The organism is Spirulina sp. 06S082, from assembly GCF_034932145.1.
GTDB lineage: Bacteria > Cyanobacteriota > Cyanobacteriia > Cyanobacteriales > Spirulinaceae > CCY15215.
This window is the reverse complement of record NZ_JAYGHV010000386.1, coordinates 19,944-38,492: the sequence shown is the minus strand read 5'-3', so window position 1 is coordinate 38,492 and position 18,549 is coordinate 19,944. Positions and strand designations below refer to the sequence as shown.

Sequence of the window (18,549 nt, the reverse complement as noted above, 5' to 3'; positions counted from 1 at the left end):
CAGAATAAATTATTGTGACTTCAGATATGCCAAGAAATCTAATAATTCCTCATCGCTCAAAACTTGGCGCGATCGCTTACCATAGCGTTCGATTAAAAAATCGCGTCCCTGTGCTTGCGTCCACTGTAAGCGACGAATTTCAATATTAGTCTGGGAGAGAACGTCCGAAAAATCAATGTTTTCTGTCAGGGGTTTAAGCGCTGCTGGGGGTGCAGATGCTTCTACAGGTTCAGTTTCAGGTTCGACAGATGTAGGCGAATCTTGCATTTCTGGCGCGGTTTCGGGAAATGTCGGTTCCGAGGGAATAAAATCAGAACTAGGCTCTGGTAAGGGTTCTGATGGTATTATCGTTTCTTTGACTGGGGTATTCTCAAAAGAGGCGATCGCCCCTGGAATCACCGTTTCCTCGGGAATTTTATCCTCAGAAGAAGCGATCGCCGTTGCGGGTTCGGGAGTGGGAAGCGTGACAGGGGTAGAAAAATCGGCTAAATCTTCAGAAATAACCCCTGACTGAGACGAGACAACCTGAATTTCCTCATCTCTTCTTATTTTTTCTTCTTCTCTTCTTGTTTTCTCCTCATTTCTTCCTTCTTCTTGCGCTGAAACAGGGAGTTCCGTCGCAGGAGACTGTCCCGATAGATGCGACGGACTCCCATTGCGCGATCGCACTTCAGGAAGAGAAGGAATAGTCTCAAGATTTAATAACCCTAAAGCACGTTCTCGAGCGCGATCTTCGGCTTCTTCCACAGTATCAGCCGCACCCAGTCCCGTTCCTAAAACCATCCGATCTAGATGAACCGTGACTTTGACCACATACTTACCTTGCTCGAATTTCAGTAGCTCGCTCACGAGACTACCTTGGGGATAATGAGAACGAAATAGCTTTAACATCATAAGAATGTAGAGTGTGAAGTGCAGAATATAAGAGATTTTGGCTTTGTTTTTATCCTTCATCCAGACGGATCGGACTCGATCGCATCTCTTAAAAATTATTATCTCATACTTGAAGAAAAGATCATTGTGATTCCAGCTTATTATTTTACCCTTCTCCACCAAAAAGAACTTGCCAATGAGCCGATAAAATCTACAATGGATAAAAGACTATTTTGGATTCTACTCACTTCTTGATGATAGGGTGAGAGTAAGATAAGAAAATGGTCTTGAGAGAAAACGGACTTGACAGACTTTTTGGGGAGTGACACCGAAGCCTTTACCGATCGCTCGATCCTCCTATTTTGCAGAGATTGGTTCTTTCGTTGATACACTCCGCCCCTCCGGAAACGAGTAAACTCAAAGGAATCGAACCGATCGCAACAGGAAATGTCAACCCGTTTGAGTTAGAGACTAAGCTCTCTGATGCTAACTCTCCGAATCTCTTCTCTTCGATTTTGGCGAGCATAAGCAGTAGAGTGCGATCGCCTTCCAACCTCCCCGGTGCCATGACAACGCTCGAGTTATAAGGAATCACGAGAAATGAATTTTTCAATCGCTACATTACTTTCCCAGTTTAGCCAAGATAAGTTGGTGCCCGGAAAAGTCCTCGAAAAAAAATTAGGATGCGATGACGATCTCGATCTGCAAAAATTGCAAATTGCCCTTGATGCGTTGGAAAGAGTCGGTATTCTCACCAAAGAACTGGGGAAATATCGCCGGGTAGCCCGAGAAGATATTATTGAAGCTAAATTACGTTGCTCGAGTAAGGGCTTTTGTTTTGCGATCCAAGATGAAGAAGATACCGAAGATATTTACGTGCGGGAAAGCCATTTAAGCAGCGCTTGGAATGGCGATCGCGTCTTGGTTAAGATTGTTAAAGATGGGAGTCGTCGGCGATCGCCAGAAGGTGCGGTAGAAGTGATTCTCGATCGCGCTAACCCCTCTCTCCTCGCCCGCATCAAAAAAACCAGCAAAGGCTATCGCGCTGTCCCTCTCGACGATCGCTTGCTCTTTGAACTGCAACTGCAAGACGACAGCGACAAATTAGAAACCGCGATCGATCACCTGGTTCACGTGGAAGTTTTGCGCTATCCTTTGGGGGGAAATTTTCCTTTTGGTCGAGTCACCAAAATTTTAGGCAGTGACGCTGAAACGGCCAATGATATCGATATTGTTGCTTGCAAGCACGACCTTCCACAAGCCTTTAGCGAAAAGCATCTCGAAGCCGCTAAAGCCTCCCCTAAACCCGCACCCTCGGGGAAAATCGCCAAAGCAGAAATCGATCGCCGCTTGGACCTGCGATCGGTACTGACAGTAACGTTAGAAGACGAAAACTGTTTGCAAGGCAAATATCCTGAAATTGTAGAAAATGCCTTCAGTTTGGAACTCCTACCCGACGATCGTTGGTATTTGGGCATTCACATTGCAGACTTCTCTCATTACCTCGAATACGAATCTATTTTAGACATCGAAGCGAAAAAACGCGGGACGGCAGTTTATTTGCGCGATTTTACCCTCCCACTTTTTCCCGAAACCATTACTCGACGCTGTTCCTTCTTAGTGGGTCAAGAACGCCTTTCCATGAGCGTTTTACTCACCTTGGATAAAACCGGACAACTCTTGGAGTTTGATATTCAACCCAGTGTTATTAAAGTTGACCATCAACTCAGCTATCAACAAGTGCAATCTTTTTTGGGACAGCAACAAAAGATTCCCAAAGAACTCGAAGAAGGGGTAGAAATGCTCGATCGCCTCTTTTACAATCTTGCTCCTGTCGTTAAAGCGCAACGCATTCAGCGCGGTGGGTTTGAGTTCTCTTTAAGCGATTATGCCTGTCCGTTTAAAGATGAAGGGCGACTGGGGGCGATCGTCAATAGTAATGTTCTGCCGATCCGCGCTCTCCTTGCAGAATTGTGCGTTTTAGCAGGAAAGGCGATCGCCGATCACTGTCGCGCTTTGGAATTACCTACCCTTTATTGCATTCAACCCGAACCCGATCTGATGGAATTGGAAGATTTCATCAAATTAGGACTCAATCTCAATTTAAAGTTAGAAATGGAGTCAGAGGAAGAAATTCAATCCCGAGATTATCAGAGTTTTGTGCAAGAGATTACCAACTCCGAGCATCCTAAAATTCTGACCTATTTCCTGAAAAATACCCTCAAATCTCCCTATTACAGCACCAAACCGGGAGCGCATTTCGGATTAGCTTATCCTGATAGTTATTGCCACGTTCTCAGCCCAGGACGGCGTTATGCCGATCTAATCGTACAGCGCATTCTCCACGTTCTCTTTGATGAAGGTCGCGATCGCCGTTCTACGCGATCGAGAAAAGGGGTAAATCTGGGCAGTAGCAAGTGTCACGAGGAAGTAAACTGGAATGTCTTACCCGCCACAACTCAAGCACAATGGGAACACGATCTCACCGTTGTTGTCCATCATCTCAACGAACGGAATAAGGTGGCAGAAGATGCCGAAAACGACTTGGATGGCTTGAAAAAGGCGGAAAAAATGAAAGAACGCACAGGAGAAGTATTTCAAGGTTTAATTACTGGAGTGCAATCCTATGGCTTTTTCGTGGAAATTGAAGAGTTAATGGTAGAGGGTTTGGTTCATGTCAGTTCCCTTAAAGATGATTGGTACGAATACCGATCGCGCCATAGTTGCTTAGTGGGACGCAAAAATCGCACCGCTTATCGTTTAGGCGATCGGGTTGAAGTCCAAGTGAAAAGCGTGGACTACTATCGCCAACAAATCGATCTCGTCACCGTCGGTGGTGGTAGTGAGGCAAATAATGAGGACTTTGAAGATGAATAGTGATCAGTCATCCTCCCCATCCTCCCCATCCTCCCCACCCTCCCCACCCTCCCCATCCTCCCCACACTCCCCACCCTCCCCACCCTCCCCAAAATCTTTAATTGTGGGTGTAAGTGGGGCGAGTGGGTTGATTTATGCGGTTCGCGCTCTTAAATACTTGCTGGAAGCCGGCTATACTGTCGATCTGGTGGCTTCCAAGGCAAGTTTTATGGTTTGGCAGGCCGAGCAAAATGTGCGAATGCCTCCTGAACCCGAAGAACAAGCAGCGTTTTGGCGCGATCGCGCTAGTGTGGCCAACGCAGGAGTATTGCGCTGTCACCGTTGGAGCAATGTTGGGGCGACGATCGCCTCGGGTTCTTTTCGGACTTTGGGCGCGATCGTTATACCCTGTAGCATGAGTACCGTCGCCAAAATCGCCCACGGATTGAGTTCCGACCTACTTGAGCGCATGGCTGACGTACAATTAAAAGAAGGACGAAAATTAATTCTTGTCCCCCGAGAAACACCCTTGAGTTTAATTCATTTACGAAACTTAACTCTCCTGGCCGAAGCTGGAGCAAGTATTGTACCCGCTATTCCTGCGTGGTACCACAACCCCCAAACCATTGAGGATTTAGTCGATTTTGTCGTCGCCCGCGCCCTCGATCGATTGGATATTGATTGTGTTCCTTTACAGCGATGGCAAGGAGGGGTTGATAGTTGATAGTTGATAGTTGATAGTTGATAGTTGATAGTGGATGGTAGGGGTTTGGTCTCCAAACCCTAGGGGAGTAGGGGTTTGGTCTCCAAACCCTAGGGGAGTAGGGGTTTGGTCTCCAAACCCTAGGGGAGTAGGTAGTGGATAGTTGATATAGTAGGGGTTTGGTCTCCAAACCCTGATAATTGAAAAGATGCGTGCAACATGGATGGTATTGCTGGCGATCGCGATCGGACTGACTCTGCTCCAGAATTGGTCGCCTTCTTTGTCGTTAATTCTCTTTGGCAGTGCAACTCTCGCCCTTCCCTTGGCGGTATGGTTGGGGTTAGGGTTGGGTGCAGGTATTGCGACCAGTCTGCTCGTACAATTACTTAATTATCGTCCTCCTATTTCCTCTTCGGAGTCTAACCCCGACGTTGCACCGCGCTATCGCGACGCACCCCGAGGAAAACGCCGCACTCGTCCCCCCGGAAAATCAGACTGGGAAGTTCCTCCTTCTCCTGATTGGGATCCTCTGGCTGAAGATGATGGTGGCTGGGATATTGATGAAGCTCCCTCAGCAGCTACGATTCCTCAAACCAATGCCCCCCAAAGCGATCTGCGTAAAAATGCTCGCACGATTCAACAAGATTCTCCACCGAGAAAGCGTCCTCCTCAACCAGAGTCCCAAAGTCCTCCAACGACTCAAGACCCTCCAGAATCTAAAGCAACACCCTCTCAAGCCGCCGATGGCATCTATGATGCAAATTATCGAGTTATTACTCCCCCGGATACTGAAGAAAGTCAATTCTCGCCAGAAGAGGAAAAAAACTGGGATTTTTAAATCTTTATTATTAATTTTTGGCTGTTGGTTATTGACAGTTGAGGGAATAAGTGCTGCGGAATTAGCAGAAATTCTGGAACGAGGTCAATTAATTGTTGGTGTTAAAGATAATCTTCGTCCTTTGGGATTTCGCGATGGAGAGGGTAATTTACAAGGGTTAGAGATTGATATTGCTCGGAAATTAGCAGAGGAATTATTTGGCGATCGCAATGCGATTATCCTACAACCTGTTACTAATGCGGAACGATTAAATGCGGCGATCGCCCAAGAAGTCGATCTGACGATCGCCCGTGTTGGGGTTAACTCTTCGCGATCGCGTCTGATTAATTTTAGTCGTTACTATTATTTTGACAGCACCGGGTTTATTACCCGAGAAGCCAATATCAACAGCCGGATCGATCTAAAATATCGCAAAGTTGCCGTTTTAGAGCGATCGAGTACCATCGCCATCGTTCGCCATGCTATCCCAGAAGTGCAGTTAATGGGGGTAAAATCCTATCAAGAGGCTTTGACTCTCCTAGAAGCAGGGGAAATTGCTGCTTTTGCTGGCGATCGCAGTCTCTTGACGGGGTGGGTACAAGAATATCCTCAATATCGCGTGTTGCGCGATCGCCTCGGGGGAATTCCTTTAGCGATTGTTGTCCCGAAAGGGTTAAAACATAGCGAGTTGTATCTGTACGTCAATGACGCGATCGCGCGATGGCAAGATTCGGGATGGTTGCAGGATCGCATTAATTATTGGGGTTTGGGAAATTTCCCCGAGGGTGAGGAAAATGGACAATAAGATGGCACAATTGTTTATTGAAGCAACAACAAATAATAAACAACAAATATGAAAGAACAACTCCCAGTCATTTATATTTCTTTTTTGCTGGTTTTACTCGCAGGAACGGCGATTTTTTTATTTCAACAAGTTTTTCGCACTCGTCGTCTTGAAAACCAGTTAGAAAAATTGCAAAAGAAGCTAAAAGGGGGCGAAGGCACATCAAAAGACTATTATGAATTAGGCAGTATATATTTAAAGAAAAAATTATACGTTCAGTCTTCTCAAGTGTTCCAAAAAGGCTTAAAATCAGCCAGTAAGGAAGAGATTGAACCGGAAAATTTAGCTTTGATTTATAATGCACTCGGCTTTTCGTATTTTTCTCGCGAACAATACGATTTGGCTATTCGTAACTATAAGGAAGCACTGAAACTCAATCCCGAATATGCGATCGCCAATAACAATCTCGCTAATGTCTACGAAAAGAAAACAATGGATGCAAAAGCCCTAGAAACCTACAAAGAAACCTTGCAATATGCTCCAGCCAATAAAACTGCTCAACGACGAGTTGAGGCATTACAAAAGCGCTTTGCAACCCCTCAGTAGTTTCAAGATATCCCAAAATAAAAAGAGCGCGATTTCGAGTATTTTCAATGAAAAAATCGAGGGCAAATCAAGGAGATGATTAGAGATAAACTATCTTGAGAGTTCAATTTCCTTAGAGAGAAGTTTCTCTGAATTTGCGTTGGGAGTAGTGTAATTAGAATTTATGATGAGTCGGGTAGGAAGAGTTATTGTAAACTGTGTTCCTCGACCAACCTCGGAGATAACTTCAATTTTACCTCCATGTTTTTCAATAATACGATAACAAATTGCCAAACCTAGCCCCGTACCTTGTCCGATAGGTTTCGTTGTAAAAAAGGGATTAAAAATTTTGTTAAGAATTGTTTCTGGAATGCCAGAGCCATTATCTTTTATGCTTATCTGAATTTCTTCTTCTCCCGTTCCGCAAGTGCGGATTGTAATCTGTTTGGGTTCAATTTCGCTACTTAACAAGGCATCAATCCCATTAACAATTAAATTGAGAAAAACTTGATTAAGTTGAGCGGGATAGCAAGAAATTTTCGGTAGATCGCCATAATCTTTGATAATTTCAATGCCTTGTTTAATTTTACTACTGAGGATAATCAGCGTACTATCAATTCCTTCGTGAAGATCAATATCTTTGATTTCTGATTCGTCCAAACGAGAAAAATTTCGTAGGGAATTGACGATTTCTTTAATTCGTTCCGTTCCTGTCCGCATTGATGTTAGTATTCTGGGAAAATCAGACTGAAGAAAATCAAAGTCGATCGCCTCAATCTTGTCTTGAATTTCAGATTTCAGGTCGGGATAAGATTCTCGGTAAAGAGCCAGTAAATCAAATAGATCGCCAAGATATCCTTGAGCATGAGTGATATTTCCATGAATAAAATTAACAGGATTATTAATCTCGTGGGCAACTCCAGCAACCATTTCCCCCAAACTGGACATTTTTTCGGTTTGAATGAGTTGGGTTTGGGTTTCTTGCAAGGTTTCTAAGGTTATTTGTAACTCTTGGGTGCGTTCTTCAACTCGTTCTTCTAAGAAGTATTGTGCTTCTGCAAGTTGTGCGATTTGTTGTTTAACTTTATAAATAAGTTGGTTGAAGGAATCAGCTAATACACCTACTTCATCACTGGTTTTTACGGGGACTTGTAGATCGTAATTTGCATCTTGAGTAATTTTTCGAGCAGTTTTTGTCAGGACTTCGAGAGGACGTGCAATCTTGCGTCCGGTATAAAGAGAAAGAAGAATAGCAGTGCCAATGGACAAAAGCAAACTGGTAAAAATAATCCGTTCCCGTAAATGTTTAGCATTTAGCAAATCTTGATTGGCAATTTCTTGTTTATCTTTAGCAATTTGGTGCAATTGGTCTAATTTACCTGCTAATGTCTCAAACTGAATATCGATGTCTCGAGTTCCATCTTCCAAAACGGAAGCTAAGACTCGTTTTTGAGTCTCTGCACGTTTCTCAATGGGAATTCTGAGGGGGTTCACCTGTGGCCAAATCTCCTCGAAATAGCCCACGTAAGCATCGATAGTGACTTGATAATCATGGGACATTTTTTCGATAGACTCGGCCGATCGCCCACTGCGATCGCCCACCTTATTGAGTTCCACTAGCAGGGTTTCGACGCGATTGACGTTGGTTTCAAACTGTCCCACTTCATAACGAAACCAAAAAGGGTCTTTAATAGAAACAATCAGCTTTTGAGGATGAGCGCGAATTTTCAGAATAGAAGTTGCTAAATCGTGCAGTAAGGTTTCTTGTTGCACTGCGATCGTCAGATTTTCCTGTGCCTGATTTTGGTAATAATCCCCGATCCCTAATCCCAACATTGTCCCAGAAATCGAGATACCAATTGCTAGAGAATTAGCATAAGCAATTTTTTTGGAAATACCCGCGAGATTTCCATTTGCAAACCATTTTTTCACCCACTTTAGCTCCATAATTGCCGATAACAGGAAGATGCTCCCCGATATCCTCCCAAGCTAGATTTCTTTTACAAGTAATCTTTTTCACCGATCGCTTTATATCCCTCGCGAATTAGATCGTAGTCTTCATCTTTAGCGGGAACCATTTTCGATTCCGTATATTTCTTGTTCGCAGGGGAAACTAAAATTGCGTCCATTAGCTTTCTTTCATTTTCCACGACCCGCGATCGCATCTCCTCAATACATTCGGGACCTAGGGAAGGATTAGCAACTAGAATATCATTAGGGAGTTGTTCCCCTTTAGCGATAATGGAGAAGTCCGATTCGCTAAGGTTCTGTTCTCCTATAATACGCTGATAGCGGGTGCTGGCATCCGCCCAAACATCTAATTTCCCTTCTTTGAGTTCGATTAAACCGCTATCGTCACCGATAATCTTAGTGTTAAAATCCTTGTTGATTTCAAAACCCGCTTCTTTCAACAGTCGTAAAACCCCTAAATGTCCCGCAGTAGAGCCTTCTTCGCGAATGCCAATGGTTTTCCCTTTCAGGTCTTCGACACTCTTTATGGGGGTGCCAGCGACTCCCAGAATGACAGTATGATAGCCTGGACGAGTGATGCCGACAAAGGGGATGGCATTCGCTTTGGAGTGCATCAAAACGTACTCTGAGGGACCTGCGAGGACGATATCGACGCGATCGAACATCAAGGCGGGAGTCGCCGCTACGAAGTTGCTAACGGGGAAAAGTTCAATGGGAATGCCTAATACTTCTCCTAAAGCAGTTTGAAAAGCGCCAAATTCGTCTTTGAGGCGTTCTTCTCCTGGAATATCAGTGACGGCGAATCGCAGTTTTTCGGGACAGCTTGCGATGGGTTCGGAAGAGGTTGAATTAGAATCTGTTTTTGCGGTACTACAGGCTATTACCAACAATAATGGGAAGATAAGTAAGTTTTGTATTTTCATTTTATCGGTTGACTCAACTTTTGATTTTGGGGGATTTTTCCTCTTGCCGAAGTGAATGCGATCGCTCCTCTTCATTAATCATAACCTTAGTTTATTATCTCATTATGTTTCTTTTTCTCTCTAAATTTTTACCTCTGTTTTTTTATCCTTTAGGACTCTCTTGCGTTCTTTTAGGTGTTTCTTTTGTTCTCTCTTGGCAGCGATCGCGCTGGACTCCTTTACCGATCGCTGTGGCTTTTTTGCTGATTATTACTACCAGTCATCCCAGTGTTAATGCTTTCCTGATTCATTCCCTCGAAGGGCGACATATTCCCTCGAAAGAACTCCCTCAAGCCGATGCTATTGTGGTATTGGGGGGGTGTATTAAACCTGCGACTCCTCCTCGTCCGATGGTTGATATAACCGAGGGAGGCGATCGCCTTCTTTATGCCGCACAACTCTATAAGCAAGGGAAAGCACCGTTGATTATTGTTGCGGGAGGTCGCATCGGTTGGGGAGAAAAATTCCCTCCCGAGTCGGCAGATATGGCACAGTTGCTGGAGTTTTTGGGGGTGCCGCGATCGGCTATTATTGAGGAAACGGAGTCTCTCAATACTTATCAGAATGCAGTTAATGTAAAGAAAATTTTAGAGAAAGAGAAACTCGATCGCATTTTATTAGTAACTTCGGCAATGCACATGGCGCGATCGTATCTTATTTTCAAGCATCAAAATATTGATTTTATTCCCGCACCTACTGATTTTTATACCACGGAAAATCTGAACATCAAAACAGATTTTAATTTGTGGGTTTTCCTGTTGAGTTTAATTCCGAGTATCGAAGGTATGTCCAATACAACTCAGGCTTTAAGAGAGTATATCGGGATTGTTGTCTATTGGTTGCGAGGTTGGTTGTGATTTAATTAATTGTTTTCTTTAATAGTTTGCTGAAGATACTCGACGATCGCCAATAGTCCTAAACGATAACTATTCGCACCAAAGCCGCTAATCTGACCGATCGCGACTGGGGCAATATAGGAATGATGGCGAAATTCTTCTCGTTGATAAATATTGCTTAAATGCACTTCTACAGTAGGTAGTTTAACTCCAGCGATCGCATCTCGCAAAGCAACACTTGTGTGAGTATAAGCCCCAGCATTAATTATCAATCCGTGTTTCTTTCCGGGTTTCTTTCCGGGTTTCTCTTCTCCAGCACGATGAATGGCATCGACTAAAGCCCCTTCATGGTTAGACTGATAGCATTCTACCTTAGCCCCCAATGATTCGGCCTCCCGACCTAGCATAGCATCGATTTCAGCCAGGGTTGTCAATCCATAAAGACTTGGTTCTCGCCGGCCCAGAAGATTCAAATTCGGACCGTGGAGAACCAATATATTTGGAACTAAGATGTTTGCAACCAAGATGTTTAATAAATCTATAGTTTTAGAACGCACTCACCCAGATTTTTTACCCAGAGATTATCTGACACATCTTCTGGGACGATCGTTCGTAGGAATTGGAATTAACTCGGGTTCGGGTTCGACTTCTGGCCCCAGAAGAGTTTCTACAAGGCGACGCGCCCATTCCTTAAGTTTTTCCAAAACCTTGTCTAAATAGTCCATCGAACAGAATTCTCCTGTGAGACTGAACTGAATATTTTCTTAAATTGGTATTAGATCTGAATTCAATTTTTTAGATCTTACTACCAGAGTATCACAAGAATTTGTAATTCCGCAACCCCACTTGCAGCTAAGATGACGACAAAGCTAGAACGCGTTGCTACTTTGGTTTTCATGGTGGAATCCTTGGTTGTCTATGGCTACGTTCTGGCGATTTCTCTAGGGTTTGCGGGAAGGATGTCTGGGCTATTGGTCGCCGACTATTATCAAGGACAAGGTGTCGCAATGTTCAAGAAATACAGAATTTGGCGATCGCCTCGCCTTTGCAGAAGAAAACTAAGCGACAACTCTTCCATCGGGTAATATTGCTCCCGTTAAATTTGCTCCTGTGAGTTTAACAAACCAGCGATCGCCGGTTCCCATTTTAGCATTCTTTAAATTGACACCGCGTAAGTCTGCTCCACTTAAGTCCGCACCAATTAAATTTGCGCCTTCCAAATTGGCATCTTTGAGATTAGCTTGTAACAAATTGGCTCGAAATAAATTCGCATTCTGCAAATTAGCTCCTTCAAAGTTGGTACCGTGTAAAAAACCGTCACTTAAATCTGCTCCTTGTAAATTGGCAGCTTGTAAATTTCGGCCCGATAGGTCTTTTTCCTTTAAATTTGCACCCTGTAAGTCGGCTCCCACAAAATCGGAAAAAGTGGGTCTTTTATACTTTTCTTGTGGCGATCGCTCAGAAAACGGTTTTTGGTGGGCAGAATCGTTAGGTTTGTGATGAGTATCGTAATGATTGTCTGGAGAACTATTTCCTTGGCGTTGATAGTTATGATGGGTACTATAACTATTATTTTCGTAACAAGCATAACTGTTATCGCTGCGATAGCGTGGAGTATAGGCTTGATATGATTTATAGTCGTGGCGATCGCTCTGAGTTCGATCTTGATAAGGACTATGACGATTGCGATCGCTTACTTTTTGGTCTTGATAAGAATCAGAACTCGAGGGATTTTTTGAGTTATACCCATAAGCACCATAACTTTTGCGATCGCTAGAAGAATAAGGGCTATAACTGCCGTAAGGATTGCGATCTCGAGGAGGTTGAGGGCGATCGGAGGGTGTAGCGCGGCGCTTAGGGGACACCGATCGCAGGTAATCTCGTGCTTGATTGATTTCCTTGAGCTTTTCTTCTGCAACCTCTAGAAGCTGGCGATCGTCTTTAGGCTGGCGATCGGGGTGCCAAATGAAAGCCAAATTTTTATAGGCTTGTTTGACCTCTTCCCAAGAGGCACCCGGTTGCAATCCTAATACGCGATAATGGTGGCGATCCCGATGTGTCTTCATAAGCGGCTGATTCGGGGTATTGGTTTCTTAACCTAAACGTTTTCTAGCCTATCAAAATTAGATCAAAACTGCGATAATCCTAACAAATTCCTTATAAAGTTGATTAGGATTGGTAGAGAGAGGAGCTTATGTACTCATATTCGACTGTATGGAGCTTGGCAAGGTACGATCGGGATGAATTGGTGGATGATAGATTAAAATTTACTTTAAAATTTACTTAGAGTTCTTCCAAAATTATCCTCGTAATGAATGAAAACTATAGTTTAGACAACAATTTAGACACCGTGTTAGATATTGTGGACTCTCAGACTGCGATCGCAGATTCTCTTATTGTTGCTTCTCAAGAAGAGAGAAGAATTTTAACAGGATTAACCGCAGAGGCTTACGAACATCCCTTCGATCGCAAAGCCTTAGAATCTTTGCAAAAAATGCCAGGGATGTCATTGCTCTTTAAAAAGATTAATGAATATGGTATCGATCGCCAACTGAGATTGCAACACGCTGGAAGTTATTTCAGAGTGACTTCTCGGAGTTTTCCCGATTTTCATCAAACACTGATAAAAGCCTGTCAAATTCTAGAAATTTCCCCGATTCCAGATGTTTATCTATTTCAGGGTTTACGCAATTCTTATACCATTGGTGTAGAAGCACCTATACTTTGTTTTGGTATGAATGTGCTTGAATCTTTCGATCCCGACGAATTACTATATATTATCGGTCACGAACTCGCTCATATTAAGAGTCAGCATTTACTTTATCACCAAACAGCAACAATTTTACCGACTTTAGGAACATTATTAAATCGCACAACGATGGGAATTAGCGGTTTAGCAACCAGTGGTATTCAATGGGCTTTATATAATTGGGTCATGATGGCAACATTTACTGCCGATCGCGCTGGATTGTTAGCTTGTCAAAATATTAGAGCAGTAATAACCAGTTTACTTCAAGGTTCTGGGATTTCCAAAAATTATATTACGCCTATATTGGTTGAAGATTTTGTTGCACAGGCCAGAGAATTTGAAGCTGATTTCGATCGCCTTGACAAATTTGCCAAAATGTTTACTTTTATGAATGAAGAACAATATCCTTGGTCGGTCATGCGAACATCAGAACTTTTGAAATGGTATCAATCTGGAGAATATGAAGCTCTCCTGCATGAAACCAGTTTAGCTGATTTGAAACCAACAGAAGAATGGGGATTCCTCTCTTCATGGTAGATTGATAGTTGATAGTTGATAATTGATAGTTAAAATGCGTATTCTTAATCAGGTTAATCTTAAAACGCCGGAAAGTGTGGAGTTGCAGTTTACCTTAGCTGGTATCGGCAATCGTGCTTATGCTCTTCTCATTGATTATATTATCTGGGGATTATTTTTGATTTTATTTTTCATTTTGTCGGCAATTGTATCAACTCAAGCGGTTAATATTTTTGAGCAATTTATTGATAATACAGATAACCTAGAACTTTGGCTAACCTCGATTCAAATCTTGGTTACTTTTATTATTTATGTTGGCTATTTTGTCTTTTTTGAAACCCTTTGGCAAGGTCAAACACCGGGAAAGCGTTTTGTCAAAATTCGCGTCATTCGCGATGATGGAAAACCATCTCGACTTCCTCAAGCAACCCTGCGTTCTTTGCTGCGTCCTTTTGATGATATTCTGTTTCTGGGGGTATTTTTTATCGTTCTCAATAAGCAGGAAAAACGGATTGGTGACTTTATTGCCGGCACATTAGTCATTCAAGAAGAACGTCCTCTTGTTGCTGCAACTTTTCTTGTTTCCGATACCGCAAAAGCATTATCAGAACAACTCATTCAAGAAGCAGATTTGTCTCAACTACATCCGGAGGATTTTACAACAATTCGTAACTATTTACAGCGTCGTCCGAAAATGTTGCCCTCAGCGATCGCCATCAAAAGTAGAGAACTTGCTTATGCGGTAAAAGATGCGATCGCCCTCGAAAATGTACCGGAAGGAATTACTGCTACACAATTTTTAGAAGCGGTTTATTTAGCGTATCAGCAAGAGCATGAATAATAATGATTAGGGGTTTATTATTGGTAACAATACTTTAAAAATTGAGCCTTTGCCAATTTGACTGGTGACGGAAATTGAACCACCGCACCGCAAGATTAATTGTTGTACTAATGTTAATCCTAATCCAGCCCCGATCGCCTCATTCTCTGCTATCGTTCGTCCTTGATAAAAGCCCTCAAAAATATGGGATAATTCGTGAGGCGCAATTCCCACCCCTGTATCTTTAAATACCAACTGAACAAATTCATTTTGCAAAGAAGCAATAACAGAAATCTTGCCCTCTGATGGCGTAAAATGCAAGCTATTATTCAGCAAACCAATAACAATTTGTTGCAACCAATGGGAAGGACAAGAAACAGCAGGTAATCCGGTTGGAATCGTATAGCCCAATTGAATGCCCTTTTCCATCGCAAGAGGTTGATACGTGCTAACAATACCTGGAACTAGATTTTCTAATTGTATAGGAGAAAAATCTTTATGACGATCCAACTCAAGCAACAATCGCATCCCGTTAATTAAAGAATTTTGGCGATCGTATTCCCGCTTGAGAAGTTCTAAATAACGATGATGGCGATCGCGATCGAGGTGAGGAGATTCCAGCAAACTCAATGCAGTTTTAATATGAGTCAGCGTAGTTTTTAGTTCCTCAATTCCTCGGGGAAATAACTGACTGGTAAAAACTTCATTAAAAGACTCGCGATCGCCTAAAGAGAGAGTATTCTCTTCTCGATACTGCATTTGCTTGCGAAAAATCTGCGTGACGATCGGAGAATTACTCTGGGAATGACAACAAAATGTATCGTTTTGTAACAGTTCGGAGGGAGTACGATCGGAAATTGCGATCTGTAATTGGAGCGCTTGCAAAAGTTTCTCCACCGTTGTAGATTCAAAATCCCACAACAGAGAAAATCTTTCCTGACTTTGCGATCGCGCAATCAGAAAACCGCAAATTTCCTCGGATTTCACCACTAAAAATGCTTCTCGGGGATCGATAGGTAAAGTCAAGGAGACTGTATCTTTTACTTCTCCAGCATCATGATTGCAGTAATAAATTGAACCTCCCTCATAGTTGGCGATCGCCTCCCACCACCCTTGCAGAGAAGCCGGATAAACCCAGAGAGTAGCTTGAATTTGCTCCTCCCGCAAAACATCGATCCATGCTCTGGCGATCGCTTCTAAAGTTGCTATACTGGCTGGAAAGGGAGTCAGGGATTCCCCTTCAACAAGGGGGTAAAGAGAAAACAAAGAAAGGGAAGACATAAGGAAAACTGGCGATCGAGAAAGAGAATATGCCCAATTCTAAGACCAAAAAGCAAGTAAATTTAACATTTCTTATTTAAACAAAATAAAAGTGCAATATTTACCTCCCTAAGAGAGGTCAAAATAGCTGAATTACTTCATGTTTTGTGATGTTTTTTGGGTTCTGAGCTTGTTAACCTAGAATATATAGAGTAATGGAACTTAAGGAGACAACAGTGAATTCTCTTCCCGATCGCCATTCAATAATAATTGGCAAAAACTGGCAAACTGCCGTCATGTTCGTTTTAGGATTTTGGCTGAGTAGTAGCTTAGTTCTCGATACCCTCATTGTTCCGAGTCTATATAGAACGGGAATGATGAGTCAAACAGATTTTGCAAGTATGGGTTACGTTGTTTTTGGTGCCTTTAACCGCATGGAATTATTGTGTGCGGCCTTAACGATCGTCGGCGTTCTCATTCTTCATTATTATCATCATCTGAGCGATCGTCAAGATCGCTTATCCATCATCTTGTCTGGGGTTTTATTTGCAATTGCCATCATTTATACCTATATTTTGACCCCCCAGATGAGCGGTTTAGGACTACAATTAAATCTCTTTGAACCCACTGCGAGTGCCTTTCCTGCTGCAATGATGGGAATGCAAATCAGTTATTGGGGCTTGGAAATCATTAAACTCCTTGCTGGAGTAACTCTATTGCGCTGGTTTTACCGTAAAGTGGTAACAGATAATGGGTAATTAGTGGATAATTGTCAAACCTCACGTACTTGATTCTTTTTGTTAAGACCTCTTTCTTTTGGGAAGAGGTTTTTTAATTGTTCAGTTCTCTACAACCCAAATCCTGTACAATAACAAAACTGCCTCATTCTTAATTTTGAGTTGAAAAAACGCTTATGCCAGAAGCCGTTAGTGTTATTGAAACATTAGGATTTCCTGCTATATTAGCTGCCGCCGATGCAATGGTAAAAGCAGCCAGAGTTACCGTTGTTTGGTGCGATAAAGCCGAAAGTGGTCGTTTCGTCGTCGCTATTCGTGGTAAAGTCGGAGAAGTGGAACGCGCTCACGAAGCGGGAATTGAAGCTGCAAAAAATGTTTACGGTGGCCAAGTAATCACTCACTATGTTGTTCCTAATCCTCCCGAAAATGTCGTAGCGGTTTTACCTCTTGAATATACTGAAGCCGTCGAACCCTTTCGATGATAAATTAGAGTTTGGCGATCGCCGATCGCCCTTTCGATCCAGATTGAATTTACAGATTGAATTTACAGATTGACTTAGGAGAACAAAAATGCCCCAGGCAGTAGGATCGCTTGAAACAAAAGGATTTCCAGGAGTCCTGGCCGCCGCCGATGCAATGGTAAAGGCAGGACGAGTCACCCTTGTTGGGTATATTCGCGTTGGTAGCGCCCGCTTCACCGTTAACATTCGCGGAGATGTTTCTGAAGTAAAAGCCTCAATGGATGCTGGAATTGCTGCCGTAGAAAATGCTTACGGTGGTGTTTTAGAATCTTGGGTGATTATTCCCAGGCCCCATGAAAATGTCGTGGCGGTCTTACCCATTGATTTTAACGAAGATGTTGCCTCTTTCCGCTCGTCAGTGGAACAACCTCGGGTTTTCCCCGCCGCCGGAAATGGTACAAATCCTTAATCGGGATGCGTCTTAATTCTATCCTGCGGATAGTTGGTCGAGTTGTTGCTGCATTTGGGTTTGCACTTGTTGAGTACAAGTGCGGACATAATCGCGATCGCGGGCTGCTTTCCGTCCGTAGCGAGGAAAATAGATGGGGGGACACACTCGCGTTTTGATCTGCACGGGCAAGGGAAAATTGGGGAGAGGACCGATCGATATTCCCCAAGGCAAACCGAGATAAACGGGGAAAACTTCCGGATCCACATTAAATGGCCAAGGAATCCCCCATTGATGCAATATTTTTACCTGTTCGTAGAAATCTGCGAGAATAATTAAGGTATCGTGCGCCCCGTGAGAGACAATGGGAACAATAGGGAGATTTTCTCGTAAAGCCAGTTTAATAAAGCCCACTCGCCCGGCAAATTCGATTTTGTGGCGATCGCGATGGGGACGAAAAACATCTTTTGCTCCCCCTGGATAGACTAAAAGACTTGCCCCGTGATTGATAGCTGCGATCGCCATTTTGGGATGAGCCGCGATCGATCCCACTTCCATGGCCAAATCTGCCAAGGGGGGATTGACTTTCCAGAGATTCTGGTGGCTGAGTCCGTAAATCAATCTTTGGGTGCCAAAGCGTCGAAACCAGTCATAGATCGTCATGACCATATCCGGTGCCGCCAGTCCGCCATTATGAGAGCCAACGAATAGGAATTGCTCCTCGGGAATCTCTTCCCATCCTTCCGTTTGCACGCGAAAGTAATGCTCGTAAAACCAGCCCCAAAATGGCATTAAGGCACGAATGCGATCGGGGTTGCGCTTGTCTAAAGACCAGCCGGGTTTTGCGTTTACGGAATTGGGCATCAATTAGCTTAAAGTAATTTTGGGGGTTTGCTCGGACGCGATCGCGCTGAATCTGTACTATACCCGATTTTTCTTTGGATTTTATTAGCGATCGCAGCGATTAAATCCCATAAATAATAACAAATTTTACTTGATTTCTTGACATTGACAATGGTATTCTAACAGAGTGGGAATCTGTGCGCTCCTGTAACCCCTTTCTCAATTGAATTTGTTGCAATTAATCAGGACAACGAGCAATAAAACCTAATTCAGATAACGAGCAATTTTGATGCGATCGATTGTAAAGCCGCTCAGATTCCCAAAACTA

Annotated in this window: 21 protein-coding genes; 12 read left to right on the top strand and 9 right to left on the bottom strand. The window is 43.2% G+C overall.

The genetic code is table 11. The features are described from left to right. Nucleotides 1-9 precede the first annotated feature (9 nt). Together VB714_RS22295 and VB714_RS22290 are read right to left on the bottom strand one after the other, a co-directional pair. A complete protein-coding gene (locus VB714_RS22295; protein WP_323226899.1) occupies nt 10-954 on the bottom strand; it encodes a hypothetical protein in 945 nt (314 codons plus the stop codon). A 256-nt stretch (nt 955-1,210) separates the two neighbouring features. Further along, nucleotides 1,211-1,486 (bottom strand): hypothetical protein, encoded by a 276-nt coding sequence (locus tag VB714_RS22290; protein ID WP_323226897.1) that lies wholly within the window; start codon nt 1,484-1,486, stop codon nt 1,211-1,213. On the opposite strand from VB714_RS22290, the gene VB714_RS22285 reads away from it, so the two are divergent. The 5 genes from VB714_RS22285 to VB714_RS22265 all read left to right on the top strand — a co-directional run bounded on the left by VB714_RS22285 (nt 1,474) and on the right by VB714_RS22265 (nt 6,639). Next, nucleotides 1,474-3,750 (top strand): ribonuclease R family protein, encoded by a 2,277-nt coding sequence (locus tag VB714_RS22285; protein ID WP_323226895.1) that lies wholly within the window; start codon nt 1,474-1,476, stop codon nt 3,748-3,750. The genes VB714_RS22290 and VB714_RS22285 overlap by 13 nt on opposite strands. Next, nucleotides 3,743-4,453, top strand: a complete 711-nt coding sequence (locus VB714_RS22280) for a flavin prenyltransferase UbiX (protein WP_323226893.1) — start codon at nt 3,743-3,745, stop codon at nt 4,451-4,453. The genes VB714_RS22285 and VB714_RS22280 overlap by 8 nt, the downstream gene beginning before the upstream one ends. Nucleotides 4,454-4,640: 187 nt before the next feature. Then, nucleotides 4,641-5,270, top strand: coding sequence for a hypothetical protein (locus tag VB714_RS22275; protein ID WP_323226892.1), 630 nt, complete (start codon nt 4,641-4,643; stop codon nt 5,268-5,270). Continuing rightward, entirely contained in the window at nt 5,176-6,054 is an 879-nt protein-coding gene (locus tag VB714_RS22270; protein WP_323226890.1) for a transporter substrate-binding domain-containing protein, read from the top strand. Before VB714_RS22275 ends, VB714_RS22270 begins: the two co-directional genes overlap by 95 nt. Before the next feature lie 48 nt (nt 6,055-6,102). Next, nucleotides 6,103-6,639, top strand: a complete 537-nt coding sequence (locus VB714_RS22265; protein ID WP_323226889.1) for a tetratricopeptide repeat protein — start codon at nt 6,103-6,105, stop codon at nt 6,637-6,639. Between the two features lie 90 nt (nt 6,640-6,729). On the opposite strand, the gene VB714_RS22260 is transcribed toward VB714_RS22265, so the two are convergent. Continuing rightward, entirely contained in the window at nt 6,730-8,550 is a 1,821-nt protein-coding gene (locus tag VB714_RS22260) for an ATP-binding protein (protein WP_323226888.1), read from the bottom strand. 68 nt (nt 8,551-8,618) lie between these two features. Next, nucleotides 8,619-9,512 carry a phosphate/phosphite/phosphonate ABC transporter substrate-binding protein gene (gene phnD, locus VB714_RS22255; protein ID WP_323226887.1) on the bottom strand — a complete coding sequence of 298 codons (894 nt, stop codon included), beginning with the start codon at nt 9,510-9,512 and terminating at the stop codon, nt 8,619-8,621. Nucleotides 9,513-9,616: 104 nt separating this feature from the next. Between phnD and VB714_RS22250 the strand changes: the two genes are divergently transcribed. Then, the gene (locus tag VB714_RS22250; RefSeq protein ID WP_323226885.1) at nt 9,617-10,408 is read left to right on the top strand and encodes a YdcF family protein; all 792 of its coding nucleotides are present in this window, start codon (nt 9,617-9,619) and stop codon (nt 10,406-10,408) included. 5 nt (nt 10,409-10,413) lie between these two features. On the opposite strand, the gene aroQ is transcribed toward VB714_RS22250, so the two are convergent. Together aroQ and VB714_RS22240 are read right to left on the bottom strand one after the other, a co-directional pair. After that, a complete protein-coding gene (aroQ, locus tag VB714_RS22245; RefSeq protein WP_416309766.1) occupies nt 10,414-10,914 on the bottom strand; it encodes a type II 3-dehydroquinate dehydratase in 501 nt (166 codons plus the stop codon). A gap of 54 nt (nt 10,915-10,968) precedes the next feature. Continuing rightward, nucleotides 10,969-11,112 carry a hypothetical protein gene (locus tag VB714_RS22240; RefSeq protein ID WP_323226882.1) on the bottom strand — a complete coding sequence of 48 codons (144 nt, stop codon included), beginning with the start codon at nt 11,110-11,112 and terminating at the stop codon, nt 10,969-10,971. Nucleotides 11,113-11,244: 132 nt separating this feature from the next. Here VB714_RS22240 and VB714_RS22235 point away from each other — a divergent pair, with 132 nt between their 5' ends. Then, entirely contained in the window at nt 11,245-11,472 is a 228-nt protein-coding gene (locus tag VB714_RS22235; protein ID WP_323226880.1) for a hypothetical protein, read from the top strand. On the opposite strand, the gene VB714_RS22230 is transcribed toward VB714_RS22235, so the two are convergent. Further along, a complete protein-coding gene (locus tag VB714_RS22230; RefSeq protein ID WP_323226879.1) occupies nt 11,446-12,453 on the bottom strand; it encodes a pentapeptide repeat-containing protein in 1,008 nt (335 codons plus the stop codon). The genes VB714_RS22235 and VB714_RS22230 overlap by 27 nt on opposite strands. Nucleotides 12,454-12,698: 245 nt before the next feature. On the opposite strand from VB714_RS22230, the gene VB714_RS22225 reads away from it, so the two are divergent. Continuing rightward, entirely contained in the window at nt 12,699-13,673 is a 975-nt protein-coding gene (locus tag VB714_RS22225; RefSeq protein ID WP_323226877.1) for a M48 family metallopeptidase, read from the top strand. Between the two features lie 34 nt (nt 13,674-13,707). Then, the gene (locus VB714_RS22220; RefSeq protein WP_323226876.1) at nt 13,708-14,493 is read left to right on the top strand and encodes an RDD family protein; all 786 of its coding nucleotides are present in this window, start codon (nt 13,708-13,710) and stop codon (nt 14,491-14,493) included. A 6-nt stretch (nt 14,494-14,499) separates the two neighbouring features. Here the strand turns inward: VB714_RS22220 and VB714_RS22215 are convergent, their stop codons facing one another. Then, nucleotides 14,500-15,753: an ATP-binding protein gene (locus tag VB714_RS22215; RefSeq protein ID WP_323226874.1), complete on the bottom strand. Its 1,254-nt coding sequence runs from the start codon at nt 15,751-15,753 to the stop codon at nt 14,500-14,502. A 215-nt stretch (nt 15,754-15,968) separates the two neighbouring features. On the opposite strand from VB714_RS22215, the gene VB714_RS22210 reads away from it, so the two are divergent. The 3 genes from VB714_RS22210 to VB714_RS22200 all read left to right on the top strand — a co-directional run bounded on the left by VB714_RS22210 (nt 15,969) and on the right by VB714_RS22200 (nt 17,399). Continuing rightward, nucleotides 15,969-16,490: a DUF4149 domain-containing protein gene (locus VB714_RS22210; RefSeq protein WP_323226872.1), complete on the top strand. Its 522-nt coding sequence runs from the start codon at nt 15,969-15,971 to the stop codon at nt 16,488-16,490. 155 nt (nt 16,491-16,645) lie between these two features. Continuing rightward, entirely contained in the window at nt 16,646-16,951 is a 306-nt protein-coding gene (locus VB714_RS22205; protein ID WP_204105529.1) for a BMC domain-containing protein, read from the top strand. 88 nt (nt 16,952-17,039) lie between these two features. Beyond that, the gene (locus VB714_RS22200) at nt 17,040-17,399 is read left to right on the top strand and encodes a BMC domain-containing protein (protein WP_323226869.1); all 360 of its coding nucleotides are present in this window, start codon (nt 17,040-17,042) and stop codon (nt 17,397-17,399) included. An 18-nt stretch (nt 17,400-17,417) separates the two neighbouring features. Here VB714_RS22200 and VB714_RS22195 read toward each other — a convergent pair whose 3' ends face one another. Continuing rightward, nucleotides 17,418-18,242: a lysophospholipid acyltransferase family protein gene (locus tag VB714_RS22195; protein WP_323226868.1), complete on the bottom strand. Its 825-nt coding sequence runs from the start codon at nt 18,240-18,242 to the stop codon at nt 17,418-17,420. Between the last annotated feature and the right edge of the window lie 307 nt (nt 18,243-18,549).